22 protein-coding genes are annotated in these 24808 nt (G+C 66.5%); 15 read left to right on the top strand and 7 right to left on the bottom strand.

The annotated features are described in order from the left end of the window. The first annotated feature begins 50 nt into the window (after nucleotides 1-50). Nucleotides 51-1511, top strand: a complete 1461-nt coding sequence (locus tag A6A40_RS06465) for a peptidylprolyl isomerase (protein WP_063634666.1) — start codon at nucleotides 51-53, stop codon at nucleotides 1509-1511. Beyond that, the gene (gene pdxA / locus A6A40_RS06460; RefSeq protein WP_063634665.1) at nucleotides 1511-2536 is read left to right on the top strand and encodes a 4-hydroxythreonine-4-phosphate dehydrogenase PdxA; all 1026 of its coding nucleotides are present in this window, start codon (nucleotides 1511-1513) and stop codon (nucleotides 2534-2536) included. Before A6A40_RS06465 ends, pdxA begins: the two co-directional genes overlap by 1 nt. Before the next feature lie 85 nt (nucleotides 2537-2621). Here pdxA and A6A40_RS06455 read toward each other — a convergent pair whose 3' ends face one another. Next, nucleotides 2622-3224 carry a LabA-like NYN domain-containing protein gene (locus tag A6A40_RS06455; RefSeq protein ID WP_063636157.1) on the bottom strand — a complete coding sequence of 201 codons (603 nt, stop codon included), beginning with the start codon at nucleotides 3222-3224 and terminating at the stop codon, nucleotides 2622-2624. A gap of 304 nt (nucleotides 3225-3528) precedes the next feature. Between A6A40_RS06455 and rpoZ the strand changes: the two genes are divergently transcribed. The 7 genes from rpoZ to era all read left to right on the top strand — a co-directional run bounded on the left by rpoZ (nucleotide 3529) and on the right by era (nucleotide 10344). After that, nucleotides 3529-3963: a DNA-directed RNA polymerase subunit omega gene (gene rpoZ / locus A6A40_RS06450; RefSeq protein ID WP_063634664.1), complete on the top strand. Its 435-nt coding sequence runs from the start codon at nucleotides 3529-3531 to the stop codon at nucleotides 3961-3963. 142 nt (nucleotides 3964-4105) lie between these two features. After that, on the top strand, nucleotides 4106-6265 hold the full coding sequence (locus A6A40_RS06445; protein WP_063634663.1) for a RelA/SpoT family protein: 2160 nt from the start codon (nucleotides 4106-4108) through the stop codon (nucleotides 6263-6265). 141 nt (nucleotides 6266-6406) lie between these two features. Continuing rightward, the gene (locus A6A40_RS06440; RefSeq protein WP_063634662.1) at nucleotides 6407-7156 is read left to right on the top strand and encodes a pyridoxine 5'-phosphate synthase; all 750 of its coding nucleotides are present in this window, start codon (nucleotides 6407-6409) and stop codon (nucleotides 7154-7156) included. Then, nucleotides 7153-7623, top strand: a complete 471-nt coding sequence (gene acpS, locus A6A40_RS06435; RefSeq protein WP_063634661.1) for a holo-ACP synthase — start codon at nucleotides 7153-7155, stop codon at nucleotides 7621-7623. Before A6A40_RS06440 ends, acpS begins: the two co-directional genes overlap by 4 nt. Then, nucleotides 7620-8387 (top strand): signal peptidase I, encoded by a 768-nt coding sequence (lepB, locus tag A6A40_RS06430; protein WP_063634660.1) that lies wholly within the window; start codon nucleotides 7620-7622, stop codon nucleotides 8385-8387. The genes acpS and lepB overlap by 4 nt, the downstream gene beginning before the upstream one ends. Then, nucleotides 8388-9173 (top strand): ribonuclease III, encoded by a 786-nt coding sequence (gene rnc, locus A6A40_RS06425; protein WP_063634659.1) that lies wholly within the window; start codon nucleotides 8388-8390, stop codon nucleotides 9171-9173. A 265-nt stretch (nucleotides 9174-9438) separates the two neighbouring features. After that, nucleotides 9439-10344 (top strand): GTPase Era, encoded by a 906-nt coding sequence (era, locus tag A6A40_RS06420; RefSeq protein ID WP_063636156.1) that lies wholly within the window; start codon nucleotides 9439-9441, stop codon nucleotides 10342-10344. A 76-nt stretch (nucleotides 10345-10420) separates the two neighbouring features. Here era and A6A40_RS06415 read toward each other — a convergent pair whose 3' ends face one another. After that, complete coding sequence (locus A6A40_RS06415) at nucleotides 10421-10726, bottom strand: hypothetical protein (protein ID WP_063634658.1); 306 nt, start codon at nucleotides 10724-10726, stop codon at nucleotides 10421-10423. Between the two features lie 506 nt (nucleotides 10727-11232). After that, on the bottom strand, nucleotides 11233-11517 hold the full coding sequence (locus tag A6A40_RS06410) for a (2Fe-2S)-binding protein (RefSeq protein WP_063634657.1): 285 nt from the start codon (nucleotides 11515-11517) through the stop codon (nucleotides 11233-11235). 167 nt (nucleotides 11518-11684) lie between these two features. On the opposite strand from A6A40_RS06410, the gene A6A40_RS06405 reads away from it, so the two are divergent. Continuing rightward, the gene (locus tag A6A40_RS06405; RefSeq protein WP_236783754.1) at nucleotides 11685-12713 is read left to right on the top strand and encodes an SAM-dependent methyltransferase; all 1029 of its coding nucleotides are present in this window, start codon (nucleotides 11685-11687) and stop codon (nucleotides 12711-12713) included. Between the two features lie 10 nt (nucleotides 12714-12723). Here A6A40_RS06405 and A6A40_RS06400 read toward each other — a convergent pair whose 3' ends face one another. Both A6A40_RS06400 and A6A40_RS32260 read right to left on the bottom strand, forming a co-directional pair. After that, nucleotides 12724-14304: a M10 family metallopeptidase C-terminal domain-containing protein gene (locus tag A6A40_RS06400; RefSeq protein ID WP_063634656.1), complete on the bottom strand. Its 1581-nt coding sequence runs from the start codon at nucleotides 14302-14304 to the stop codon at nucleotides 12724-12726. A gap of 79 nt (nucleotides 14305-14383) precedes the next feature. Next, nucleotides 14384-15388, bottom strand: coding sequence for a patatin-like phospholipase family protein (locus A6A40_RS32260; RefSeq protein WP_063634655.1), 1005 nt, complete (start codon nucleotides 15386-15388; stop codon nucleotides 14384-14386). Nucleotides 15389-15708: 320 nt separating this feature from the next. Here A6A40_RS32260 and A6A40_RS32105 point away from each other — a divergent pair, with 320 nt between their 5' ends. The 5 genes from A6A40_RS32105 (at nucleotide 15709) to A6A40_RS06375 (ending at nucleotide 21887) form a co-directional block, all read left to right on the top strand. Beyond that, a complete protein-coding gene (locus tag A6A40_RS32105) occupies nucleotides 15709-15837 on the top strand; it encodes a hypothetical protein (protein ID WP_257792283.1) in 129 nt (42 codons plus the stop codon). Between the two features lie 277 nt (nucleotides 15838-16114). Next, the gene (locus tag A6A40_RS06390; RefSeq protein WP_063634654.1) at nucleotides 16115-16822 is read left to right on the top strand and encodes a protein phosphatase CheZ; all 708 of its coding nucleotides are present in this window, start codon (nucleotides 16115-16117) and stop codon (nucleotides 16820-16822) included. Nucleotides 16823-16826: 4 nt separating this feature from the next. Further along, on the top strand, nucleotides 16827-17603 hold the full coding sequence (locus A6A40_RS06385; RefSeq protein ID WP_063634653.1) for a flagellar motor protein MotB: 777 nt from the start codon (nucleotides 16827-16829) through the stop codon (nucleotides 17601-17603). Then, a complete protein-coding gene (locus A6A40_RS06380) occupies nucleotides 17600-18307 on the top strand; it encodes an OmpA/MotB family protein (RefSeq protein ID WP_063634652.1) in 708 nt (235 codons plus the stop codon). The genes A6A40_RS06385 and A6A40_RS06380 overlap by 4 nt, the downstream gene beginning before the upstream one ends. A gap of 1 nt (nucleotide 18308) precedes the next feature. Then, on the top strand, nucleotides 18309-21887 hold the full coding sequence (locus A6A40_RS06375) for a hypothetical protein (RefSeq protein ID WP_063634651.1): 3579 nt from the start codon (nucleotides 18309-18311) through the stop codon (nucleotides 21885-21887). A gap of 67 nt (nucleotides 21888-21954) precedes the next feature. On the opposite strand, the gene A6A40_RS06370 is transcribed toward A6A40_RS06375, so the two are convergent. Further along, complete coding sequence (locus A6A40_RS06370; protein ID WP_063634650.1) at nucleotides 21955-22500, bottom strand: fasciclin domain-containing protein; 546 nt, start codon at nucleotides 22498-22500, stop codon at nucleotides 21955-21957. Nucleotides 22501-22689: 189 nt separating this feature from the next. Beyond that, nucleotides 22690-24588, bottom strand: coding sequence for a potassium transporter Kup (locus tag A6A40_RS06365; RefSeq protein WP_063634649.1), 1899 nt, complete (start codon nucleotides 24586-24588; stop codon nucleotides 22690-22692). Between the last annotated feature and the right edge of the window lie 220 nt (nucleotides 24589-24808).

Below are 24808 nucleotides of genomic sequence, written 5' to 3'. Positions count from 1 at the left end.
CACCGGCCCCACCGTAATAACGGGCGACCTGTTTTTGGAGCTTGAGCACCATGTCGAGTTTGCGAGCCGTCCGGACCACCGTCGCCGTGGCGACCGCCTGCGCGCTTCTGGCCCTGCCCGCCGCGGCGCAGTCCAGCAAGGCGGCTGCCGGCGCCGCGGCGCCGAGGACGGGCGACGAAGCCGCCCGTCCGGCCCGCGCGCCGGGGGCGGAAGGCATCGCTGCGGTCGTGAATGACGAGGTGGTCTCGGTCTCGGACGTCAATGCCCGCATCCGCATGGCCCTGCTGAATGCCGGTGCGGCCGGCAACCCGGAGACGATCCAGCGCCTGACGCCGCAGGTCATGCGCCTGCTGATCGACGAGCGGCTGCAGATGCAGGAGGCCAAGCGCCTGGGCGTCACCGTTTCGGCCGCCGAGATCGACGAGGCGATCAAGCGCATCGCCGAACAGAACCGGCTGAACGGCCAGCAGCTCCAGGACATGCTGAAGCGTCAGAATGTGCCGGTCTCCACCCTGAAGGACCAGCTCCGCTCGCTGCTGGCCTGGCAAAAGGTGATGCAGCGGCGCATCCGCCAGGAGGTCGTCGTCGGCGAGGACGAGGTCGACGCGGCGATGGAGCGGCTGAAGGCCAACATCGGCAAGCCCGAATATCTGGTCGCCGAGATCTTCCTTGCGGTTGACAGCCCCGACCAGGACGACGAGGTGCGCCGCAACGCCGATCGTCTGGTGGAGGAGGTCAAGCGGGGCGGCAATTTCGCGGCGCTGGCCCGCCAGTTCTCGCAGTCCGCCGGCGCTGCGTCGGGCGGCGATCTCGGCTGGGTGCGCAGCGGTGAACTGTCGCCGGAAGTCGACAAGGCGCTGTCCGGCATGCGTGGCGGCCAGCTTTCGGCGCCGATCCGCACGGCCACCGGCTATCACATCCTGCTGGTGCGCGGCCAGCGGCCGTTCGGCACCAGCGGCGGCGAGGTGCCGATGCCGGCCGCCCAGCCGGCGGCCCCCCGTCCGCAGCCGCGGCCCGACCTGGCCAAGGCCACGGTCAACATGAAGCAGATCATCATTCCGATCGAATCCAAGGAACAGGCCAAGGCCGTCAAGGACCAGGCGGAAAAGCTGCGGAAGTCGATCAAGAGCTGTGCCGATTTCCAGGCGCGCGCCAAGGAAACCGGCATGCCGGAGTCCGGTGACATGGGCACCATGCGCGTCAAGGACATGGCGCCGGGCCTGCAGAACCTCGCGCTCGGCATCCCGTTGGGACAGGCCAGCCCGGTCCTGATGAGCCAGGCCGCAGCGGTGATCCTGATCGTCTGCAAGCGCGACGTGCCGATGATCCAGCCGCCGCCGGAAGCCCAGCCGGCCCCGCCCCCGCCGCCGGCGCCGACTCCGATCAAGGAGGCCAAGCTGCCCGACCGCGAGGAGGTGGAGCGCGACCTGATCAACGAGCGGGCCGAACTGCTGTCGCGCCGTTACCTGCGCGATCTGCGCCGTTCCGCCTTCATCGAGACGCGCCTGTGATGGCCGCCCTGCCGGGCAGCTCGCCGCTGGCCCTCACCATGGGCGAGCCGGCCGGCATCGGCGGGGACATCACCCTGAAGGCCTGGGCGGCGCGCCATGAGCTGGCGGTGCCGCCCTTTGTTGTCCTGGACGACCCCGACCGGCTGAGCGCATTGGCTGCAACGCTGGGAATGACGGTGCCGGTCAGGGAAGTCGAGTCACCCGGCGAAGCGGTGGGTCTGTTCAATCAGGCCCTGCCGGTGCTGCCGGTGCGGCTCGACAATCCGGTCGTTGCCGGCACCCCCAATCCGGCCAATGGTGCAGCAGTCATTGCCAGCATCGACCGCGCGGTCGCCCTGGTGCAGGCGGGAAAAGCCGCCGCCGTGGTCACCAATCCCATTCAGAAATCGTCGCTCTATGCCGCCGGCTTCCGTCATCCCGGCCACACCGAATATCTGGCGCATCTGGCCGGCCTGAGCGAGGAGCCGATCATGATGCTTGCCGCCGCCGACCTGCGGGTGGTGCCGGTTACCATCCATGTGTCGGTGCGTGATGCGGTCGATCTGCTGACCACGGACGCCATCATCCATGCCGGCCGAGTCACCGCGGCCGCGCTGAAACGCGACTTCGGGATCGAACGGCCCCGGCTGGCTGTCGCCGGCCTCAATCCCCATGCGGGGGAGGGGGGTGCGATGGGGCGCGAGGAGATCGATGTGATCGGCCCCGCCATCGCGATGTTGCGTGCCGACGGCATCGACGTGTCCGGTCCGCGTCCGCCCGACACCATGTTCCACGCCGCGGCCCGTCGCGGCTACGACGCCGCGCTGTGCATGTACCACGATCAGGCGCTGATCCCGGTGAAGACTGTGGATTTCGACAGCGGCGTGAACATCACTCTGGGACTGCCCTTCGTCCGCACCTCGCCCGACCACGGGACGGCCCTGGATATCGCCGGGACCGGGGCGGCGAACGCGACGAGCCTGATCGCGGCGCTGAAGACGGCGGCGGAAATGGCACGGAACCGGCAGAAGCCGGTCACTCTCTGATCCTCCTATCCGGGAAACGAAACGGAGAACAAAAAAGGAGCGCTGTTGCGCTCCTTTTTTTTACAGGCCGTTTCCTGGACCCGTGTCAGCCGCGGTCGTCCGGATCGTACATCGTCGGACCGCTCTGGGTGTCGTGGTGGGAGGGAGCCTGCTCGCGGTGATGATGGGTGCGGGCGATGAAGGGAGCCAACTCCTGCAACTCGATGAAATTGTCGGCCTGACGGCGCAGCTCGTCGGCCACCATCGGCGGTTGGGAGCGCACCGTGCTGACGACGCTGAAGCGGACGCCCTTGCGCTGCACCGCTTCAACCAGCCGGCGGAAATCGCCGTCGCCGGAGAAGAGCAGGATGTGATCGACATGATCGGCCATCTCCATCACGTCGATGGCCAGTTCGATGTCCATGTTGCCCTTGATCTTGCGCCGGCCGGACGCGTCGGTGAATTCCTTGGTCGGCTTGGTCACCATGGTATAGCCGTTGTAGTCGAGCCAGTCGACCAGCGGCCGGATTGGGGAATATTCCTGATCCTCGACGAGCGCCGTATAGTAGAAGGCGCGTACCAGGCGCCCTTCCCCGGCAAAGCCGTCCCGCAACCTCTTGTAATCAATGTCGAACCCCAATGAACGCGCGGCGGCGTAAAGGTTTGCGCCGTCAATAAAAAGGGCGAGACGTTCTTCCTTGTAAAACAACTTGCTGACGTCACGGGGCAAAGTCGAACTGCGCTCCAATGCCGTAATCCTTTCATCGCTGCTTGTGGAAAATTCATGGAACATGCGCAAAAGCTCGCGTTCCAATTTTGAAATCTAGTGTATCATCCGCGAACATACAAGGGGGCAACGCCTGCCGACTTGACGGCCGACTGGCTTCGCAGGATTCGCGCCACCGATCCGCCGTTCCTCTGGCGCAATGCAGCAGCGCTGTCGTTCGCGCTTGCACCTATCGGGCCACATCCATATAGTCTAGAGCCTCCTATGAATCCGGAGTTCGTCTGGCATGGCCCGCGTTACCGTTGAAGATTGCGTCCTGAAGGTTCCGAACCGTTTCGAGCTGGTCATGATGGCTGCCCAGCGCGCCCGCGAGGTTGCGAGCGGCGCCCCGCTGTCGATCGATCGCGACAACGACAAGAACCCGGTCGTGGCGCTCCGCGAGATCGCGGACGAGACGGTGTCGCTGGAGTATCTGAAGAACGCCCTGATCAAGGGCCACCAGAAGCATGTCGAGCCGGACGAGCCGGAAGAAGAGATCGTCGAGCTGATGGCCGGCGAGAACGATTGGGCCGCCCGCGGCAACGCCTCGCTGGGCGATGAAGACGGCATGAGCGAGAGCGACGGCGAAGAGTTGGGCGAGGACGACGACGTCGCCGCCGACATGGACGCCGAGCCGGGCGCCGGTTTCGCCATGACCGAGGATCCCGACGGAGACCTCTGATTCTGGACAACGACCGCAGGACCTGGAGGGGGCGCCGCGTCCCCTCCCCGAAGAGAAAAGCGGGGAGCATCCGGCTCCCTTTCGGTTCGAGCAGAACCACCACGAACACATCTGAGGCGCCGCGCGCGCCGGGTCGGGCCGCATGATCCGGCAGTACGAGCTTGTCGAGCGCGTAAAGGCGTATGATCCCAACGCCGACGAGGATCTCCTCAACCGCGCCTACGTCTATTCCATGAAGGCACATGGATCGCAGACGCGCGCGTCGGGCGATCCCTATTTCCTCCATCCGCTGGAGGTCGCCGGCATCCTGACCCAGATGAAGCTGGACGCCGGCACGATCGCCACGGCGCTGCTTCACGACACGGTCGAGGACACCGTCGCCACGCTCGAGGACATCGAGCGGGTGTTCGGCAAGGAAATCGCCCGGCTGGTCGATGGCGTCACCAAGCTGTCGCGGCTGGAGCTGAACAGCGAGCAGGCCAAGCAGGCGGAGAATTTCCGCAAGCTGGTGCTGGCGATGTCGGAGGACATCCGCGTCCTCTTGGTGAAGCTGGCCGACCGGCTTCACAACATGCGCACGCTGTTCCACCTGAAGAAGCCGGAAAAGCGCAAGCGCATCGCCCGCGAAACCATCGAAATCTACTCGCCCTTGGCCGAACGCATCGGCATGCACAAGATCAAGGACGAGTTGGACGACCTTGCCTTCGCGGAATTGAACCCGGACGCACGCGACAGCATCCTGGCCCAGCTGGCGCGTCTGCGCAGCGAAGGCGAGAACCGCGTCCAGACCATCATCACCGAGCTGCGCGAACTGCTGGCCTCCGAAGGGCTGCCGGACGCGACGGTGTCGGGGCGTGAGAAGTCGGCCTATTCGATCTGGCGCAAGCTGCAGCGCAAGAATGTCAGCTTCGAGCAGCTGTCCGACATCATGGCCTTCCGCATCACGGTCGGCTCTGTCGGCGAATGCTATCAGGCGCTGGGCGTTGTCCACGCGCATTACCCGGTCGTGCCGGGGCGCTTCAAGGACTATATCTCCACGCCGAAGCCCAACGGCTACCGCAGCCTGCACACCGGCGTGATCGGCCCCGGCCGCAACCGGATCGAGGTGCAGATCCGCACCCAGGACATGCACGAGATCGCCGAGCTGGGCGTCGCCGCCCACTGGGCCTACAAGCAGGACCACCAGCCCCGCCCGAATGGCGGCGAGTACCGCTGGCTGCGCGAGCTTCTGGACATTCTGGAGCATGCGCAGAAGCCGGAAGAGTTCCTGGAACACACCAAGCTGGAGCTGTTCCAGGACCAGGTCTTCTGCTTCACGCCGAAGGGCGACCTGATCGCTCTGCCGCGCGGCGCCACGCCGGTCGACTTCGCCTATGCCGTCCACTCGCAGGTCGGCGACCATTGCGTCGGGGCGAAGATCAACGGCCGCATGCTGCCGCTGCGCACCCAGCTGCAGAACGGCGATCAGGTCGACATCGTCACCTCCAAGGCGCAGACTCCGGTTCCGGGCTGGGAACGCTTCGTCGTCACCGGCAAGGCCCGCGCCCGCATCCGCAAGTTCCTGCGCACCCAGCAGCGCGCCCAGTACATGGAGCTGGGCCGCGGCATGCTGATGCGGCAGTTCAAGGCGGAAGGCTACGAGTTCACCGAAAAGGCGCTGGAAGCTGCCACCAAGATTTTCCAGCAGCCGACGGTGGACGATCTGATGGCGGGTGTGGGCTCCGGTCTGCATTCCGTGCGCGAGGTCTTCCACGCCGTATTCCCCGGTCACAAGGCCCAGGCCGCTCCTGCCGTCCGCGAGATGGAGGAGAGTGCGCCCAAGCAGAAGGCGAAGGCACGCAAGGAATCGGCCCTGCCGATCCGCGGCCTGATCCCCGGCATGGCCGTGCATTATGCCCGTTGTTGCCACCCGTTGCCCGGCGACCGCATCGTCGGCATCGTCACCACCGGCAAGGGGGTAACGATCCACACCATCGACTGCGAGACGCTGGAGAGTTTCCACGAATCGCCTGAGCGCTGGATCGACGTGTCGTGGGAGACCGGGCCTGATTCGCCGGAGGAGCATGTCGGCCGCATCAGCGTCGTCATCGCCAATGAACAGGGGTCGCTTGGCACGTTGTTCACGGTGATCGGCAAGAATCAGGGCAACGTCATTCATCAGAAGATCACGAACCGCAGCACCGACCATTTCGAGCTGCTGATCGACATCGACGTGAAGGATGCCAAGCATCTGACCAACATCATGGCCGCCTTGCGCGCCACCCCGGCCATCCATTCGGTGGAGCGGGCACGGGGACGCTGAACACTCCGTCATTCGACGGTAAAATCCTTGTCATCCGCAGGTGAATCGGTCGGTTCGGCGTGACGGAACGCCGGACCACCGCTATATAGACGGAATCGCTCCCGCCTGTTCCGGTGGGCGGCGACGCTTTGGAGTCCGTGCATGTCCCGTTTCCTGCGCCTCGGCGTGAACATCGACCATGTGGCGACCGTCCGCAACGCACGCGGTGGGGCGCACCCCGATCCGGTGCGTGCGGCGAGGCTGGCCATCGAGGCCGGGGCAGACGGGATCACTGCGCACCTGCGCGAGGACCGCCGCCACATCGTGGATCGCGACATCGAACGGCTGATGGCCGAGATCGACCGTCCGCTGAACTTCGAGATGGCTGCGACGGATGAGATGCTTGCCATCGCGCTGCGCCACAAACCGCACGCCGCCTGCCTCGTTCCGGAGAAGCGCACCGAGGTGACGACGGAAGGCGGTCTGGACGTGATCGGCCTGTATGACAATCTGGTGCGGCCGGTTGAGGAACTGAGCGGTGCCGGCATTCGTGTCTCGCTGTTCATCGATCCGGAGCCGGCGCAACTGGACGCTGCAAAGCGGCTGGGTGCACCTGTGGTCGAACTGCACACCGGCGCCTATTGCGACGCCGTCGCGCCGGCGGTGCGTGAGGCGGAGTTGGCCCGCATCGTCCGCGCCGCCGCCCATGCCGAGGCGATCGGGCTGGAATGTCATGCCGGCCATGGCCTGAGCTATGACACCGTCGGCCCGGTGGCGGCGATCCAGACCATCGTGGAACTGAACATCGGCCATTTCCTGATCGGCGAGGCGATCTTCGTCGGTCTGACCAATTCCATCGCGCGCATGCGAAAGGCCATGGACACGGCGCGAACCGCTGCGGCTTCCGCATGATGATGTCCGGAACCATTCTCGGCATCGGCAACGACCTGATCGACATCCGGCGGGTCGAAAAGTCGCTGGAGCGCTTCGGACAGCGCTTCATCGACCGTATCTTCACCGAGGTCGAGCAGGCCAAGTCCGAACGGCGCGCCGGCTCCGCCGCCAGGAACAACGCCCGCGCCTCGACCTACGCCAAGCGGTTCGCCGCCAAGGAGGCCTGTTCCAAGGCTCTCGGCACCGGCTTTCGCGACGGGGTTTTCTGGCGAGACATGGGGGTGGTCAACCTGCCGTCCGGCCAACCGACCATGCGCCTCACCGGCGGTGCGCTGGCACGGCTGGAGGCGATCACGCCGCCGGGCATGCGCGCCCGCATCCATGTGACGCTGACCGACGAATACCCGATGGCCGAGGCCTTCGTCGTCATCAGCGCCGAACCGATCGATTCTGTAATGCCCACCAATACGGCGACCCCAGAATGACCTTTCAGAAAGAAGCGGCGTCCAACGCCAAGAACAAGGACTCCGGGTTCGTCGAAACCGTGAAGACGGTGTTCTTCGCGGTTCTGATCGCTTTCGGCGTGCGGACCTTCGCATTCGAGCCCTTTAATATCCCATCTGGATCGATGATCCCGACTTTGCTGATCGGTGATTATCTGTTCGTGTCGAAGTTCAGCTACGGCTACAGCAAATACACGGTCGGCTTCGGCCTGCCGCTGTTCGAGGGCCGGATCCTGGGCTCTCAGCCGGAGCGGGGCGACGTGGCGGTGTTCAAGCTGCCGCGCGACAACAAGACCGACTACATCAAGCGCGTCGTCGGCTTGCCCGGCGACAGCATCCAGATGATCGGCGGCATCCTGCACATCAACGGCCAGCCGGTGAAGCGCGAGCGGATCGAGGATTACGTGACCACGGATTCGCTGGGCCGCAGCATCCGCACCGCGCAGTTCATCGAAACCCTGCCCAACGGCCGCAGCCACCGCATCATCGAGGAGTCGGACAACGGCCCGCTCGACAACACGCCGGTGTTCAAGGTGCCGCCGGGCAATCTGTTCATGATGGGTGACAACCGCGACAACTCCCTGGACAGCCGCGTGCCGTCGCAGGTTGGCTTCGTTCCCATCGAGAACATGGTCGGCCGCGCCGAATTCCTCTTCTTCTCGCTCGACGAGGGCACGCGCTTCTACGAAATCTGGCGCTGGCCGGTCGATCTGCGCTTCAGCCGCCTGTTCAACGGAGTCCGGTAAGTGTCCACCGTCACCAAGGCGCCCGCCGATATGGGCGCCGGCTCCGAAACCGGGACCGACGGTGCCGTCCAGTCCGCCGATGTGGCGGAACTGGCGCGCGCGCTGGGTCATGAGTTCGCCGACCTGTCGCTTCTGCGCGATGCGGTCACCCATCCCAGCCTGATGGGGCTGGAGCGGGCCGGCCGCAAGTCGCACAAGGGGCCGGGCATCGCCTATGAGCGGCTGGAGTTCCTTGGCGACCGGGTCGTCGGGCTGGTCGTCGCGCAATGGCTGCTGGAGCGCTATCCCAACGAGCGCGAGGGTGCGCTTGCCAAGCGGCATGCCGCGCTGGTGCGCCGGGAATCGCTGGGCCGGGTCGCCGACACCATCGGTCTGGGCGCCTATCTGCGCCTGTCGCCGGCGGAGGCGTCGAGCGGCGGGCGCGAGAACCGGACCATCCTGGGCGACGCCTGCGAGGCGGTGCTGGGCGCAATGTATCTCGACGGCGGGCTGGAGCCGGTGACGCGCTTCGTCCGCCAGGCCCTGGCGGGCGAGATCGACAAGGCGACGCCGCCGCCGCTCGACAGCAAGACCACGCTGCAGGAATGGGCGCAGGGGCGCGGCAAGCCGCTGCCCCGCTATGAACTGATCGAACGCAGCGGACCGGCGCATGAGCCGCTGTTCGTTGTTGCTGTGCATGTGGCAGGCATGGATCCGGTCAACGGGTCCGGCTCCTCCAAGCGCATCGCGGAAAAGAAGGCGGCCAGCGCATTGCTGCGCCAGGTGGGAGTAGAGGTCGATGACTGACGGTCGCGACGACATCGACAAGATGCAGAACGAGACGCCCGGTTCCGAAGCATTGGAGCCGTCGCGTGAGTCCGTGGCCCCGGAGTCCGGGAAGGACGACGAGGCGCTGGGCCGTGAGGACGAGATCGTCGCGGGTGAGGACGCCGAAGAGGGCGACTTCGAAGACGACGAGTATGAGGAGGACGGCTACTATGAGGACGACGAGGACGATGATGAGGATGCCCCGCGTGGGCAGCCCATCTCCGTCCTGCCGCCTCTGCCGACGATGCCGGACCATCCGCGCTGCGGCTTCATCGCCCTGGTCGGTGCGCCGAATGCCGGCAAATCCACGCTGCTGAACGCGATGATCGGCAGCAAGGTGTCGATCGTCAGCCCGAAGGTGCAGACCACCCGCACCCGCGTGCTGGGCATCACCATCCAGGGCGACGCCCAGATGATCTTCGTCGACACCCCCGGCATCTTCAAGCCGAAGCGCCGGCTGGACCGTGCCATGGTGGCGGCGGCCTGGCAGGGGGCGGAGGACGCCGACGTCATCGGCGTGCTGTACGACGTGTCGCGCCGCTCCATCGACGAGGACACCCGCAGCATCGTCGCCCGCCTGAAGGAGCAGGGGCGCGAGGCGATCCTGATCCTGAACAAGATCGATCTGGTGAAGCGCGACGTCCTGCTGGGCATCGCCGATGCCTTCCGGCAGGAGGGGATCTTCTCCGACATCTTCATGGTGTCGGCCTTCACCGAGGACGGCGTCGCCGACCTGAAGCAGTTCCTGGCCGACCGCCTGCCGGAAGGCCCGTGGCATTTCCCGGAGGACCAGATCTCCGACATGCCCATGCGCCTGCTGGCGGCGGAGATCACCCGCGAGAAGCTGTTCCTGCAGCTTCACCAGGAACTTCCCTATTCCGCCACGGTCGAGACCGAGGTGTGGGAGGAGTTCGAGGACGGGTCTGTCAAGATCTCGCAGGTCATCTTCGTGCAGCGCGAAAGCCAGAAGGCCATCGTGCTGGGCAAGGGCGGCCAGCGGATCAAGGCTCTCGGCTCCGCCGCGCGTGGCGAATTGCAGGGAATGCTGGAGCGCCGCGTCCACCTGATCCTGTTCGTGAAGGTGCGCGAGGGCTGGGTCGACGATCCGGAACGCTATTCGGCCTGGGGCCTCGATTTCGGCGCCTCGTAACAAGAAAGGCCCTCTCCCGTCCGGGAGGGGGCCTTTTCCTTTTGATCCGCCGCGGCCGGCAGACCGGCCGGTGGTCTTATGCGGCCAGCAGACGCAGATGGCCGTCGAAATCGTCGAGTGCGCGCATGAGGTCCATCATCGCCTGATCGGCCTGGGCACGGGCGAAGGGCCATGCGTCGTCATCGGCCAGATGCGCGGCCTCGATACGGGCGATGGCGCGGTTGTTCAGGCCGCGGAGACGGTCGAGTGTGCGCTCCCACGTCTCGCGCCGGTCCCTGTCCGCGCGCTCCACCATCGACCGGAGGGTTTCCATACGGTCGGTGGCGCGAAGGACGAGAGCGCGGCTCAGCGTGTCGAAGGCGTGCCGATTGCGGCGGCTCATGAAAAATCCTCCTTTGATCCTCAACCATTCCGGACATCTCGGTCGGATAAAAAACGATGCCGCTGTCCCAACGTTGCGAAAACGCACCGAAAGCGCAGTCGGCTCATCCCGTTCGGGAGATGGCCGCGATGCGGTTGCGGAGTGCGTGTGCAGTTGCGTGATGGCGGCTCGAATCCAAATCCCGCCGGGCTGCCCAATCCATTACGGACGAGGCAAACCCGGTGGCCGAGGAAGTCTTCCCGGTTGGACTGCGTTTCCTCCTGGGCCGGTTTCATCCTGCCCATTGGCTTTTTTCTATACGCCGACATTTTGACGACGTTCTTTTGTTTTGGTGACGCTTTTGTGCCGGATTGGGTGTGCCGGGTCAATCCGCCCAAAAATCATAGACGGGGCGCATTCTGTCGCAGCCGAAAGGAGAGGTTGTAGACCCGGTATCGATCTGGACGTCGGAAGTGGTAGAGCTTGCGATAACGCAGGTTGCCGCGGAGGCGCCTGTTCGACAGCCGTTATTCGGCCGCGATGGCATAGGCGGGAACCGCTTCGGCATTGGCCGGTTCCGGCACCGCCGTGGCGCAGCAGGGGGCCGGTACGGCGGTCGCTGCGACGGTGGCGGCATGCTGGGCCATGGCGGCGCGATGCTCGCTTGCCATGCTGCGCATCATCGGCACGCATTTGCCGCATTGGACTTGGCAATTGTGATGGCGGAACACCGAGGCCGGGTTAGTAGCGCCATTGTCCAGCGCAGCCTTGACCTTCTTGTCGTTCAACGCGTGGCAGATGCAGACGTACATAAGCCCTCGGCGATGGTCGGTGTGAGAAGATTGTCCTGATCCCAGAAGTACCTGAGACTGAGAATCGTTGTCAACGCCCACTTTGCGAACCGGTCGCATATAAGAGGTTTCGAGACGCTTTGTCACAGCCCCCTTCGCGTCACCGCGAAAGGGGGTGGATCGCGTCCTTGCGCTTGCAATCGCAGGCCGGCGGCGGTAGCCCCTGGGGCATGGACGACAGCACCCCCCAAAGCACCTCCGCTCCCCTGCCGCAGACCGCCTCCGGTGAGACCACTCCCGGCGCGGCGGTGACGCCGCTCGGCCAGACGGTCTATCTGGCGGCCGACGGCTTCCTTGACGACCTGGTGGCGGAACTGGGGGAGATCGCGTCCGTCGACGGCCGGCTGGTCTTCGTCGACGGTCCTGCACGGCCCGCGGCCTGGGCGCAGAATATCTGGTTCGATCCGGTGCGCATCGAATTCGCCTCGATCAAGAGCGGCGCGAAGGCGTTGCGCGGCATCCAGCGCAATTGGGCGCTGTGGTCGCAGCGGCACCACCGTCGCGCCGCCCTGATCCAGGAGAACCTACCGCACGTCTCCGCCAAGCCGGTGGTCTTCCCGTCACCGCTGCCGACGGCGCCGCTGGGGTCGTGGACGCTTGTGGACGAGTCGACCATCATCGCCGCCGCAAGGTGTTCCAGCCCGTTCCGCAACGGTGAGGTCACCTTCATCGAGAATCGGACAGCGCCCCCCAACCGCGCCTATCTGAAGCTGTGGGAGGCGCTGACGCTGTTCGGGGAACAGCCGGGGCCGGGCGACCGTTGTCTCGACCTCGGCGCCTGTCCCGGCGGCTGGACCTGGGTGCTGCACGAGTTGGGCGCGTCCGTGGTCAGCGTCGACAAGGCGCCGCTCGATCCCGCCATCGCCGCGCTGCCGCGCGTGGAAATCCGTCAGGAAAGCGCCTTCGGCCTGAAGCCGGCGACCGTCGGCCCGGTCGATTGGCTGTGCTGCGACGTGATCTGCTATCCGACCCGCCTGTTGCGGCTGGTCAAGGAGTGGATGGACAGCGGGCTGGCCAAGCGCTTCGTCTGCACGCTGAAGTTCCAGGCCGAAACCGACCACGAAACCGCCCGCGCCTTTGCTGCGATCCCCGGCGGCCGGGTGCTCCACCTCCACCACAACAAGCACGAGCTGACCTGGATGTGGCCGGCGAAGTAAGCGCCGGCCCTCAAGCCAGTGCCCGCCCCTCGTAAAAGCCGTAACTCACATAATGCTGCTTTGCCCCGGCAATGCTCCCGCCGACGGCGGCATTCACGTCGGGGTTGGCGGCAAGATAGGCGGCGGCGTTGAAGGCGGTGAGGGTGCGGCCTTCGAAGCGTCCGTTGACGATGTAATGAAGTTCCACCGCCTCGCGGTCGTTGCCGAAGGCGGCGATCAGGTCTGGGTTGCTGGCCTGGTACGACAGCGTGTCGAACAGCGTGGAGTTCCGGCCCTCGCGATACCCGTATTCGATGAAATGGCGGGTCGCGGCCCCGACATCGCTGCCGAAGGCGTTCAGCAGGTCGCCATAGCCGGCCAGATAATTGTAGGGATCGAAGCCGCTCAGGCTGCGCCCCTCATAGACGCCGAAGCTGACGATGTGCTGCGTCGCTGCGGCGGTGTCGGTGCGGAAGGCCGCGATCAGGTCGGCGTTGGACGCGATGTAGCGCAACGGGTCGAAACTGCCGGACACGCTCGCCGACAGGGTCGCGCCGGTGTCGGAAAAGCGCAGATACTCGATATTGGTCAGCAGGTCGATCCCGTCGGCGCCGCTGACGATGAACCGGCTGCCGTCCAGCTGCTGTACGCGGTATTGCGACCGGCTGCCGCTGAACACCACGGTATCGGTGCCGCCGCCGCCGTCCAGGACGTTCCCCAGCATGTTGACGGTGATGCTGTCGTCGCCGCTGCCGCCGATCGCCAGTTGGACCGTGGTGCCATAGGCCAGCGCCAGGAAGGTCGTGGCTCCGGCGCTGCTGAAATAGCCCGCCCGCAGATCCAGCGACAGCGAGACCGTCTGTGCGCTGCCGTTCAGTGTGTTGCGGCCGTTCGGATCCCACAATGTGGTGAAGCTGCCGGTGTTCAGGGTGTGGCTGGTATCGCCGGCACCGGCGGACATGTTGGCGCCGTAGAGATACTGGATCGCCGCGATATCGTAGAGGCTCGGTCCGGTCAGGTAGGTTCCCGCCGGCAGGGCGTCGTTGTCGTTGTAGGACATGATGCTGTACGCATAATTGTCCGTGGTCGAGGGCAGGTAGGGGCCCTCGGTTCCCTCGCTGCTGCCGGCATTGTAGTTGCCGGGATGCTTGAGGCCCAACGCATGGCCGATCTCGTGGATGACCGTCATGTAGGCATAGCTACCCGCCGTGGGGCTGATGTTGCCGGCACTGTCGTTGGCCAGGAAGACGTCGCCGCCCTGCGCCGAACTGGACGGGTAATAGGCATAGGCAGCCGATTCGCCGTTCTGGCGGTTGGTGCCGAAGCGCAGCGTGGCGCTGGAAACGTCGGTCGTCTCGACGAAGGTGATGTTGGCTACGGCACTCCAAGCCGCCAATGCCTGACGGACGGCGGCGCGCTGCGCGCTGTTCATCGCCGCGAAGCCGTTGGCATCGGCACCGGCGACCTGACGCGAGCTGGTCGCGAAGGCATAGGTCACGGTGGCAGCAGAGCCGACGGAGCTTCCGTCCAGCACCGTTCCGCCGGCGCCCCAATGCGGCGTTTCGCTCGGAAGGAGGGCGGAGATGTAGTCGGTCAGCATTGACTGGCTCATGGACGCTTGGCTCCCGTGCGGATCGGAAGAGGAGCGGGGCAGGGGCCCGCCTGCCGGTGATACGTGGGACAGGCGCCGGTCAGGCGCGGCGCAGGGCCAGTTCGATCGACGGGCGGAGCATGGAAGCGGCGGCATGGCCGATTTCCACCGCCTCCGCCGCGCGGTCGAACTCCAGGATGCCGATATGGGCCAACCTGGGCGCGATCAGAACGTCCGGCGGCTCGCCGGCCAGACGGGACCGGGTGATGCGGTCCTGCATGATGTCGATGGAGCCCGCCATCACCTCCAGCGCATTCGGCATCGGTTTCTGGGCATGGGCGTCGTCGATTTGATCGGCTATGAAGCGGGTGCGCCGGTTCGGCTTGCGGCCCAGCCAGGTCGAGATCTGGCTGGTCAGATGCGACAGCGCCGGAGAACCGGCATCGCCGCCGGCCACCATCGCCTCGGGCACAGGAGCCTTGGCAGCGGGCTTGCCATTCGCCCGCGCCCCGTTTCCACGCCCATTGGGGCGGCCGAGCGGAGACAGTTCGCTGTTCAGATTCACCGCCACCACCACGTCAGCCCCCAGCGCCCGGCAGAGAGAGACCGGCACCGGGTTGACCAGCGCGCCGTCCACCAGCAGGTGATGATCGCGCCGCACCGCGGGAAAAAGGCCGGGCATGGCAGCCGATGCCATCACCGCCGACATCAGAGGCCCATCGCGCAGCCAGATCTCGCGCCCGGTCGACAGGTCGGTGGCGACCGTGGCGAAGGGCAGCCGCAGCTTCTCGATCAGGATGTCGCTGCGTTCGTTGTCGAAGCGGCTGAAAGCCTTTTCCGCGGCGACCAGACCGCCGCGCCGGAAGGTGAGGTCGATGATGCCCAGCATGCCGAGCCATCCCATTTTCTGCGCCCAGGCCTGAAGCTCGTCCATCTGATCGGTCAGATAGGCGGCACCGACGGCGGCGCCGATGGAGGTGCCGCAGATGACGTCCGGCTCGATCCCGATCTCTTCCAGCGCCCGCAGGACGCCGATATGGGCCCAGCCCCGCGCGGCACCGCTGCCCAGCGCAAGCCCGATCTTCAGGTCGGTTCCCTTCGCCATCCGTTTCCCCTGTCGCCACCGCCAGGCCGGTCCCGGCGGCTTGATCTGGAGCGTACCATCTAGGCATGGCCGACCGTCAACGGCAGCGAGCGGAAGAGGCACGACGACAGCGTCCCGCCCATCGCCACGCTGGAAATGGGAAATGTCGAGAATTTTGCCGAACCTTGATCTGCATCATCGGTTTGGACGGGTCGACTGTGGCATTTCTGTGCCAGTTCGGTTGTATGAGTGCTCCTGAGTGGGGTGTTAACCATGCGTCAACTGGACCCGGTGCAGTTTCGTTGCGTTGCAATGTAGTTCTGGAAACCGGAAGGTCTGTCATGGCCGACGAACTGAAAAGCTTCAGGAAGGATTGGAAACGCTGGTCTTCAGCGGAACGGTTGGTTGCCGTCACCATTCTGGTCCTCATCGCCCTGCTGGGCGCGCCGGTCGCCGCCGGCCTGTTCTGATCACCCGCTCCGCCTCCCGTTCCCGTTGAACGCTGGCGGATTACACTGTGGCGAAGAGGCCACGGCTGCGCTCCGGCAGGGCCGTCTTTACGGGCTCTTAACCCTCGCGCCATAGGCTTGATCGGCTCGGACAGTTCCTGGGACGGTCGGGCGCCACAAGTGGCCGGAGCGTTGCACCTCTGCCCTTCGGCACCGACGGGCGCTCGCTGGAGGGCGCCGACCGGGGAGGATCCGGCATATTCCGCCAAGGCCTAGCCCCTCTCGCTGGACACGCCCGATGACCTTCTCCGCCCATACCGCCGTGACGGAACAGAAGCTTCTGAGACAGCGCCTCGACGCCGCCTTCGCCGAGGCCGCCAAGCCCCTGTCGCGGGACGAGGTGACGGACATCGTCCGGACCATCCTGGGCAGCATGGACGGAGACATCTCCGCCACCGACCTGCGCCTCTACAAGGAGGTCGTGGACCTCGCCAAGTACATCGAGACGGCCAAGCAGGAGATCGCGGCGCTCCAGCCCGCCGAAATCCGCGACGAGCATATCCGGACCGCCACGGACGAGCTGGACGCGGTGATCGGTGCGACGGAGAAGGCAACCTTCGCCATCTTCGACGCTTGCGACGCCATCGGCGCCATCGCCGGGCAGTCGGATGCGGAAACCGCAGCCAAGCTGAACGACCAGATCACGGCGATCTACGAAGCCTGCAACTTCCAGGACATTACCGGCCAGCGCATCAGCAAGGTGGTGCGGACGCTGAAGCACATCGAATCGAAGGTTGACATGATCGTCGCCGCCTTCGGCAGCGAAGTGCGCCAGAACCACGCCCCGCGGCTGGCCAAGCTGGCGGCGGAGGATGCGGAGGCCGCCGTCCATTACGAGCCGATGAGCGCGGAGGAGGCGGACCAACAGCTTCTGCATGGGCCGCAGCTTCCGGGCAACGCCATGGACCAGGACGAGATCGACCGCCTGCTGGCCAGCTTCGACTGACGCCATGCTGGCCGTCAAACCCACCAGCGGGGTCACCAGCGGCCGGACGAGCCAAAGCCGCGGACCGGCTCCGGCCGGCGCCGGCTTGGCGGCGCTGCGGGCGGGGCGCGGGGGCCGGGAGGGGCATGCCAACCCCAACAATGGCAGCATCCTGCTGCTGCTGTCGCTGTTCCTGCTGCTGCTGGTCTTCTTCATCGTGCTCAACGCCCATTCGGTGCAGACCGTGCAAAAGGTGAAGGCGGTCGCCGCCTCGCTGGAGCGCACCTTCCCGAGTTTCGTCATCGATCCGCGCCTGCGCGACGGGTCGGAGACGGTGGCCTCGCGGGCTGGGACTGTCTTCGCGGTTCAGCGGCTCGACGGTGTCGGCACGCTGTTCGCCACCGAAATCGCGGTCGCGAAGGTGGAGGTGGTCGCTCCCGGCCGGCTGCTGGAGGTGCGCCTGCCGGCCGACGACCTGTTCGTCGCCGGCACCATGATGCTGCGGCCGGACCGCCAGGGACTGATCGACCGGATCGCCGACGCACTGCGCCAGTCGCGCCAGGGCGAGCGGGTGGAACTGGATGCGCTGCTCGGCATCGGCCCGACCGGCACGCCCAGCCAGCCGCCGGGACCGGTCGCCCGCGCCGGCGCCTTGGCCCGCGCGCTGATCGCCGACGGCGCACCGGCCCGCAACGTCACTGTCGGCATCGAGCGCGGTGAGCCGGGCGGGGTGCGACTGCTGTTCAGCCTGCGCTGGGACGAGGGCGGGGCGGTCGGCCGTCGGCCGGAGGTGCGGAAATGATCCGTGTCCCGAACATCACCGGCAGGTCGGCTGGTGAGGATCAAGGCGGACATCGCAAGACGCTGTGGCTGATCAGCTTCACCGACCTGATCTCCTTGATGCTCGCCTTCTTCGTTCTGATGTATTCGATGAGCGAGCCGGAGGCCGAGCGCTGGACCCGTCTGGCAAAGGGCGTGGCGGAGTCGATTCCCGCCGCACGCTCGACCGCCGCCTCACCGTCCGACCGGCCGGCCGACCCGTCGGCAGCTTTCAACGCTCAGGCGGTGGAGCAGCGGGCGGCCATCGACCTGCATTATCTGGCCGCCCTGCTCGGCAGCCAACTGCGGTCGAACGCCGAGTTGACGGTGGTCGATGTCCGGCGAGAGGACGACCGCGTCGTCATCCGTCTGCCGGGAGAGCGGATGTTCGACCCGACCGGCGCCGCCTTCACCGAGGAAGGGCGGCGGGTGCTGTTTCTGCTGGGCGCCGTCATCGGCCGCATCGGCAACCGGATCGAGCTGGTCGGTCATGCCGAGCGCGAGGATCCGGCCGGCGGTGTGGCCTGGGAGCGGGCACTGACCAGGGCGGTCGCCGTTTCCGCCGCGCTGCGGGAGACCGGCTACCGCCGCGATCTTGTCGCTCGGGCTGTTATGATGCCGGTCGAAGGGGCTGGCGGCGGACGCCTGCCGGTGGATATCGTGGTGCGAGAGGAAGGAGCGGATTGAGGTGACGGACCGGTCGGCATATCGGAGAAAGCGCTGGCTGCGCGGCTGTGCCGCCGCGGTGGCGCTGCTGGCCGTGCCGGTCCTGCTGTCCCCTCTGCCGGCGGCGGCCGCCACCGTGCCGGTGCGCGGCGGCACCCACAAGGAATTCGGACGGCTGGTCTTCGATTGGCCGGGCAAGGTGGATTTCACAGCGTCGGTGGACGGCGGCCGGCTGGTCGTCACCTTCACCGAGCCCATCGACGCGCAACTGGACCGTCTGGTTCGGGCGCTGCCCGATTATCTGGCCGGCGGCCGGTTGGAGCCGGACGGCAAGACGGTCTCCTTCGACCTGAAGCGTCCGGTTTCGCTGAAGAGCTTCCGCAACGGCAACGCGGTCGCCATCGACCTGTCCCCCGCTGAAGCACAACCCGCTGCTGTGCAATCCACTGCTGTGCAATCCACTGCGGCGGCATCGGCAGGGACGGAACCGGCAAAGGCGGAGGCTGCCAAGCCGGTGCCGTCCGCCGGCCGGGTCCGGGTGCGGGGCGTGGACCAGCCGGACCAGAGCCGGTTGACCTTCGACTGGCCGTCGCCCGTCGGCTATTCGGTCAAGCGCGATGGGGCGGCTGTGACCGTCTTCTTCGACAAGGGCGGCAGCGCCGACCTGTCGGCGGTGGCGAAGGCAAAGCTGCGCAACATCCGGAACGTGGAATCCTATCGCCAGCCGGACGGATCGCTGGCCGTCACCCTGGCCGTGCCGCAGGATTCCGAGGTGACCGACAGCGCGTCGGGCAAAGCCGTGACTCTGTCGGTCGGCAATCCAGGATCGCGGGCCGGCATGCCGAAGATCGAAGCCACGCCGCCGGCCGCCGGATCGCAGGGGGCGATGCCGGCGCAGGGCGGCCAGGGGAGCAGTCAGGCGCCGGCCGCCGACGGGCCGGTCGTTGCGTCGACCACGACCAGCCGCTCGGCCACCGCCGCCAATGCGGCAACTGCGACACCCTCCGCCCCACCGGTCGCCGCACCGTCCGCCGCACCGTCGACCAATCCCCAACCTGCACCTCCGGCGGTCGCGAAATCGGCCCCTGCGGCGCCCGTCGATGCGAAGGGTCAAGCGGCGGCTGGGCTCACCGGGCCGGTTCTGACCTTCGAGACCGGCGGACCGTCGTCCATCGCGGTCTATCCGCGGGCCGGCCAGCTTTATGTCGTGTTCGACCGGCCCATGCCCATCGGCGCCGGCAAGCTCAGCGGTCCCGGTTCCGAACTGATGGGAGCGGTGGAGCCGGTCCCGGCGACCGGCGGCAGCGTGTTCCGAACCAAGATCGGTCCGATGGTCTGGCCGACGGTGGAGCGCCAGGGAACCGTATGGCGCATCCTGTCCTCCGGCCGTCCGGCCAACATGGGAAGCGCCGGTGATCTGCGGGTGGAGCCGGACCCCGATTTCCTGCTGGGGGCCCGGCTGCTGGTTCGTGCCCCCGATGCCGCCAACGTCGTCCAGTTCGCCGACCCCGACGTCGGCGACCGCATCCAGGTGGTGCCGCTGCCCAGCCCCGGACGTGGTCTGCCCGAACCGCATCGTTACCCGGATCTGGAGGTGATGCCCTCCTACCAGGGGGTGGTGGTGCGGCCGATTTCCGACAATGTGACGGTCCGCGCAATCAAGGAAGGGGTGGAGCTGACCACCGCCGGCGGCCTGCACCTGTCACCTGCCGCCGATGCCGGCAATCCGGCCGTGACACAGGCGCCCGGCACCATGCCCGCACCGGCACAGCAATCGGCCCCGCAGCCGGTGCCGGCGCAGCTCGCCGCCGCTCCGCAGCCCGTTCCGCCGAGCGGCGGTGCCTCGTCCATGGAGCCGCCGAAGGCACAGCAGGCTCAGGCGCAAGGTCGCCGCCTGTTCAACCTGCCAGCCTGGAAGCACGGTGATCTCGACAATTTCACCCAGGCACGGCAGGACCTGCAACTCGCCGTCGTCAACGCTCCGGAGTCGGAGCGGGCGAAGGCGCAGCTCGACCTCGCCCGATTCTATTTCGCCAATGGTTTCGGTCAGGAGACGCTGGGCCTGCTCGATGTGCTGCAGCAGAACCAGCCGGACCTGGAGGGGTGGCCGGAGTTCCGCGCACTGCGCGGGGCTGCCCGCGTGCTGGCCGGCGACCTGGAGGGGGGAGAGGCCGACCTGTCGATTCCGTCGTTGGCGAACAACCCGGAAGCCAACCTGTGGCGCGCCGCCATCGCCGCCGACCGGCGCGACTGGCCGAAGGCGATGGCCGGTTTCAAGGCGTCTGGCCAGATCCTGAACAGCTATCCGGAGCCGATGATCGGCAAGCTCGGCCTGCGGGCGGCGGAGGCGGCGCTTGAGACGCGCGACACCGCCACCGCAAAGCGGCTGTTCGACCGTGTGATCGAACACAGCGGCCCCGAGCAGGAGGAGAACCCGCAGACCCAGTATCTGCGCGGCCTGCTCTACGCCCAGACCGGCGAGACCGATCTGGCCCGCGAGCAGCTGACCGCCGCCTTCAACAGCTATGACCGGTTCTATCGCGCCAAGGCCGGTCTCGCGCTGACCAACCTGGAGCTTTCCGAAGGCAAGATGTCGCCGACCGCGGCGGCGGAGCAGCTGGCCGGCCTGACCTTCACCTGGCGCGGTGACGACCTGGAGATGCAGATCCGCTCCCGCATGGGCGAGGTGCTGATCGCCGGCGGCGAATATGCCAAGGGCTTCAACACCATGAAGGAGACGGCCGCCCTGGTCGCCGACACGCCGCGGGCGGAAGCGATCACCAAGGAGATGTCGCGAATCTTCGCCGACCTGTTCAAGGATGGGGCGCAGCGTTTGCCGACGCTCGATGCGTTGCAGCTCTACGACCAGTTCCGCGAGCTGACTCCGGTGGGCGAGGCCGGCGACGAGATCATCCGGCAGCTGGCGGAGCGCCTGATCTCCATCGACCTGCTGAACCGTGCCGCCGACCTGCTGCAGCACCAGGTGGAATTCCGCCTGTCCGGCCTGGACAAGGCGCGGATCGGCACGCGGCTCGCCTCCGTCCGTCTGCTCGACAACAAGCCGGAAGAGGCGCTGAAGGCGCTGGAGCTGTCCAACATCGCCGGCCTGCCCGCCGATCTTGCGGCGGAACGGCGGTTGATGCAGGCGAAGGCGCTGGCCGAACTGAACCGCGGCGACGAGGCGATGCAGCTGCTCGCGCAGGACGACAGCACCAATGCCAATCTTCTGCGGGTCGACATCGCTTGGAAGAGCCAGAAATGGGATGCCGCGGCGCTGGCGCTGAACAAGGTGATCGGACCGCCGCCGGCGTCCGGCAAGCCGCTGGATCCCAACATGTCGCAGTTGGTGCTGAACCGGGCGGTGGCGCTGGCGTTGGCCGGCGACGGGAACGGGTTGAACCTGCTGAAGAAGGATTTCGAAGGGTCGATGAAGGGCGGGCCGAATGAGGACGCCTTCCGCATCCTGACCCGCCCCGAGCAGGCGATGGGCCTGATCGATGTGGGAACGATCCGTTCCCGCGTGGCGGAAGTGGATATGTTCAAGAAGTTCCTGAAGGAATACCGCGGCGGAAAACAGCCGGCGGACAAACCGACGTCGTGACGACGGTGAGGTGGCGGGACGCACCCTGCGGGGGGAACGGACCCGTCCCGCCGCCCCTTCCGCGCCCTTACTTCGGCAGCAGAACCTTGTCGATGACGTGGACCACGCCGTTCGACTGCTGGACGTCGGCGATGGTGACGCGGGCCATGGTGCCAGACGCGTCGGCGACCATCACGGCGTCGCCGGACTGGGTGAAGGTCAGCGGCATGCCTTCCACCGTCTTCAGCATCGCCTTGCCGTTGCCCTTCTTGATGTCGGCCACGAGATCCTTGGCGTCGATCTTGCCCGGTACGACGTGATAGGTCAGCACCTTGGTCAACTGGCCCTTGTTCTCCGGCTTCAGCAGCGTGTCGACGGTGCCGGCGGGCAGGGCGGCGAAGGCCGCGTTTGTGGGGGCGAAGACGGTGAAGGGGCCCTTGCCGCTCAGCGTGTCGACCAGCCCGGCGGCCTTCACGGCGGCGACCAGCGTGGTGTGGTCCTTCGACTGGGACGCGTTTTCAACGATGGTCTTGTTGGGGTACATCGGGGCACCGCCAACCATCTTTTCCATGGCGGCATTGGCGCAACCGGCAAAAAGAAGGGTGGCGATCGCCACGGTGGCAACCTTCTTCATAGCATTCCCTCTTATCGGTGAAGGTCCGCTTCCCGCGGACACACCACCGTTACGGGGGAGGCTTCCGGTCGGATCACAGCTATTCTCCGATCGGGCAGCGATTTTCTTTTCTCGAAGGAGGTAGGCCTTTCGGATTGCTGTTCCCCTTGCCCGTGCTGAGGACAGAGGGGAACAGCGGATTTGCCGGCCCTACAACTGCACCTGCGTTCCCAACTCCACCACGCGGTTGGGCGGCAGCTTGAAGAAGTCGGTGGCGCTGACCGATGTGCGGGACATCACCACGAACAGCTTCTCCCGCCACAGCGCCATCTGCGAGTTCATTTGCGGAATCAGCGTCTCCCGGCCGAGGAAGAAGGAGGTCGCCATCACGTCGAACTCCAGCCCGAACGCCTTGCACAGCCGCAGCGCCTTCGGGATGTTCGGCTCCTGCGAGAAGCCGTAGCGCACGGTGATGCGGTAGAAGCCTTCGGCCAGGCCTTCCACCACCACGCGGTCCTTGGCGGGGACGCGGGGCACATCCTCCACCACCACGGTGACGAAGACGACGCGCTCATGCAGGACCTGATTGTGCTTCAGGTTGTGCAGCAGCGCGATGGGTACGGTGTTGGAACTGGAGGTCATGAAGACCGCCGTGCCCTTCACCCGAAGGATGTCGGAGGACTTCGCCTGCCGCCTGATGAAGGCGTCGAGCGGCAGCGATTCCTCGGCCAGCCGCATGGTCAGAACGGCCCGGCCGCGGCGCCAGGTGGCCATCAGGCCGAGCGTGAGGACGGCGATCACCAGGGGCACCCAGCCGCCATGGGGAATCTTCACCGCGTTGGCGGCGAAGAAGGAGATCTCGATGGTCAGGAACACCGCCCCGACGGCGAGGCAGAGCGGCAGGCTCCAGTTCCAGCGGCGGCGCGCGACCACCAGGAACAGGGTGGTGGTGATGATCATGTCGCCGGTCACCGCGATGCCGTAGGCGGCCGCGAGACGGCTGGAGGACTGGAACAGCACCACCAACCCCAGCACCGCGGCCAGCAGGCCCCAATTGGCGCGGGGAATGTAGATCTGCCCCTCCTCCTCGTTGGAGGTGTGGCGAATGTCCAGGCGTGGGCAGAGGCCCAACTGCACCGCCTGCCGGGTCAGGGAGAAGACGCCGGAGATCACCGCCTGGCTGGCGATGACGGTGGCGGCCGTCGACAGGCCGATCAGGGGATAGAGCCCCCATTCCGGCGCCAGCAGATAGAAGGGGCTGCGCACCGCCGACGGATCGGTCAGCAGAAGCGCGCACTGGCCCAGATAGTTGAGCAGGAGCGCCGGCAGCACCACGGCCAGCCATGCCACCTGGATCGGGCGGCGGCCGAAATGGCCCATGTCGGCATAGAGAGCCTCGCCGCCGGTCACCGCCAGCACGACGGCGCCCAACACCAGGAAGCCGGCCACGCCGTGGTTGGCGAAGAAGGAAATGGCGTAGAGCGGGTTGAAGGCGACCAGGACGCCCGGCTGCTGAATCACCTCGACCAGCCCCAGGATGCCGAGCGTGGAGAACCATGCCAGCATGATCGGGCCGAACAGTGCACCGACGCGCGACGTGCCATGGCTCTGGATGGCGAACAGGGCGATCAGGATGGCGACGGTCAGCGGCACCACGACCGACTCCAGCGCCGGCTCCGCCACCTCCAGGCCTTCGACCGCGGACAGCACGGACATTGCCGGGGTGATCATGCCGTCACCGTAGAACAGCGCAGCCCCGAACAGTCCCAGCGCGGTCAGCAGCGTGAGCCGGCCCGACGCATCCGGCCGTGTCTTCGACGCCAGAGCCAGCAGGGACAGGATTCCTCCTTCGCCCTTGTTGTCGGCCCGCATGACGAAGCCCACATACTTGACGGTGACGACCATCACCAGGGCCCAGAACACCAGCGACATGATGCCGAGGATGTTGTCGGGGGTCAGTGCCAGCCCATGCTCGCCGCCGAAGCATTCGCGAAGCGTATAGAGCGGGCTGGTGCCGATGTCGCCGAAAACGACCCCGAGCGCACCCAGGGTCAGCGTCGCGAGCTTGCCGGTGTCTGGCGGCGCGGCCTTCAAAGCGGTGTCAGTCATGCAGTGGTTGCGGTCCGAGGTTGGTCCGTCGTTGCGATGGCGCCCGGTGCGACCGCGACGGCCCGAACTGTCGCCCCCCGGTTCGGCGGTCACGACAGGTCGATGCCATCAGGCGGTCCGGCCCCCTTGCCGATCCCCCGCCTGCGCTCATCGGCTTCCTCATACGCGTTTACAACGGCGGACGCCAGCGTGTGCTTGCGTGGTGCCGCCCATGCGCGGG

It is taken from the genome of Azospirillum humicireducens (assembly GCF_001639105.2).
Lineage (GTDB): Bacteria > Pseudomonadota > Alphaproteobacteria > Azospirillales > Azospirillaceae > Azospirillum > Azospirillum humicireducens.
This window is presented reverse-complemented; position numbering and strand designations above follow the sequence as displayed.

Bases quoted from the DNA above. Each gene is read 5' to 3' on its own strand.
- A6A40_RS06415 (WP_063634658.1), bottom strand. From the start codon at position 10,726: ATGAGCCGCCGCAATCGGCACGCCTTCGACACGCTGAGCCGCGCTCTC.
- lepB (WP_063634660.1), top strand. From the start codon at position 7,620: ATGACCTTTCAGAAAGAAGCGGCGTCCAACGCCAAGAACAAGGACTCC.
- A6A40_RS06385 (WP_063634653.1), top strand. From the start codon at position 16,827: ATGCTGGCCGTCAAACCCACCAGCGGGGTCACCAGCGGCCGGACGAGC.
- era (WP_063636156.1), top strand. From the start codon at position 9,439: ATGCCGGACCATCCGCGCTGCGGCTTCATCGCCCTGGTCGGTGCGCCG.
- A6A40_RS06365 (WP_063634649.1), bottom strand. From the start codon at position 24,588: ATGACTGACACCGCTTTGAAGGCCGCGCCGCCAGACACCGGCAAGCTC.
- pdxA (WP_063634665.1), top strand. From the start codon at position 1,511: ATGGCCGCCCTGCCGGGCAGCTCGCCGCTGGCCCTCACCATGGGCGAG.
- A6A40_RS06440 (WP_063634662.1), top strand. From the start codon at position 6,407: ATGTCCCGTTTCCTGCGCCTCGGCGTGAACATCGACCATGTGGCGACC.
- A6A40_RS06410 (WP_063634657.1), bottom strand. From the start codon at position 11,517: ATGTACGTCTGCATCTGCCACGCGTTGAACGACAAGAAGGTCAAGGCT.
- A6A40_RS06465 (WP_063634666.1), top strand. From the start codon at position 51: ATGTCGAGTTTGCGAGCCGTCCGGACCACCGTCGCCGTGGCGACCGCC.
- A6A40_RS06445 (WP_063634663.1), top strand. From the start codon at position 4,106: ATGATCCGGCAGTACGAGCTTGTCGAGCGCGTAAAGGCGTATGATCCC.
- A6A40_RS06400 (WP_063634656.1), bottom strand. From the start codon at position 14,304: ATGAGCCAGTCAATGCTGACCGACTACATCTCCGCCCTCCTTCCGAGC.
- A6A40_RS32105 (WP_257792283.1), top strand. From the start codon at position 15,709: ATGGCCGACGAACTGAAAAGCTTCAGGAAGGATTGGAAACGCTGGTCT.
- A6A40_RS32260 (WP_063634655.1), bottom strand. From the start codon at position 15,388: ATGGCGAAGGGAACCGACCTGAAGATCGGGCTTGCGCTGGGCAGCGGT.
- acpS (WP_063634661.1), top strand. From the start codon at position 7,153: ATGATGATGTCCGGAACCATTCTCGGCATCGGCAACGACCTGATCGAC.
- A6A40_RS06370 (WP_063634650.1), bottom strand. From the start codon at position 22,500: ATGAAGAAGGTTGCCACCGTGGCGATCGCCACCCTTCTTTTTGCCGGT.
- rpoZ (WP_063634664.1), top strand. From the start codon at position 3,529: ATGGCCCGCGTTACCGTTGAAGATTGCGTCCTGAAGGTTCCGAACCGT.
- A6A40_RS06380 (WP_063634652.1), top strand. From the start codon at position 17,600: ATGATCCGTGTCCCGAACATCACCGGCAGGTCGGCTGGTGAGGATCAA.
- A6A40_RS06390 (WP_063634654.1), top strand. From the start codon at position 16,115: ATGACCTTCTCCGCCCATACCGCCGTGACGGAACAGAAGCTTCTGAGA.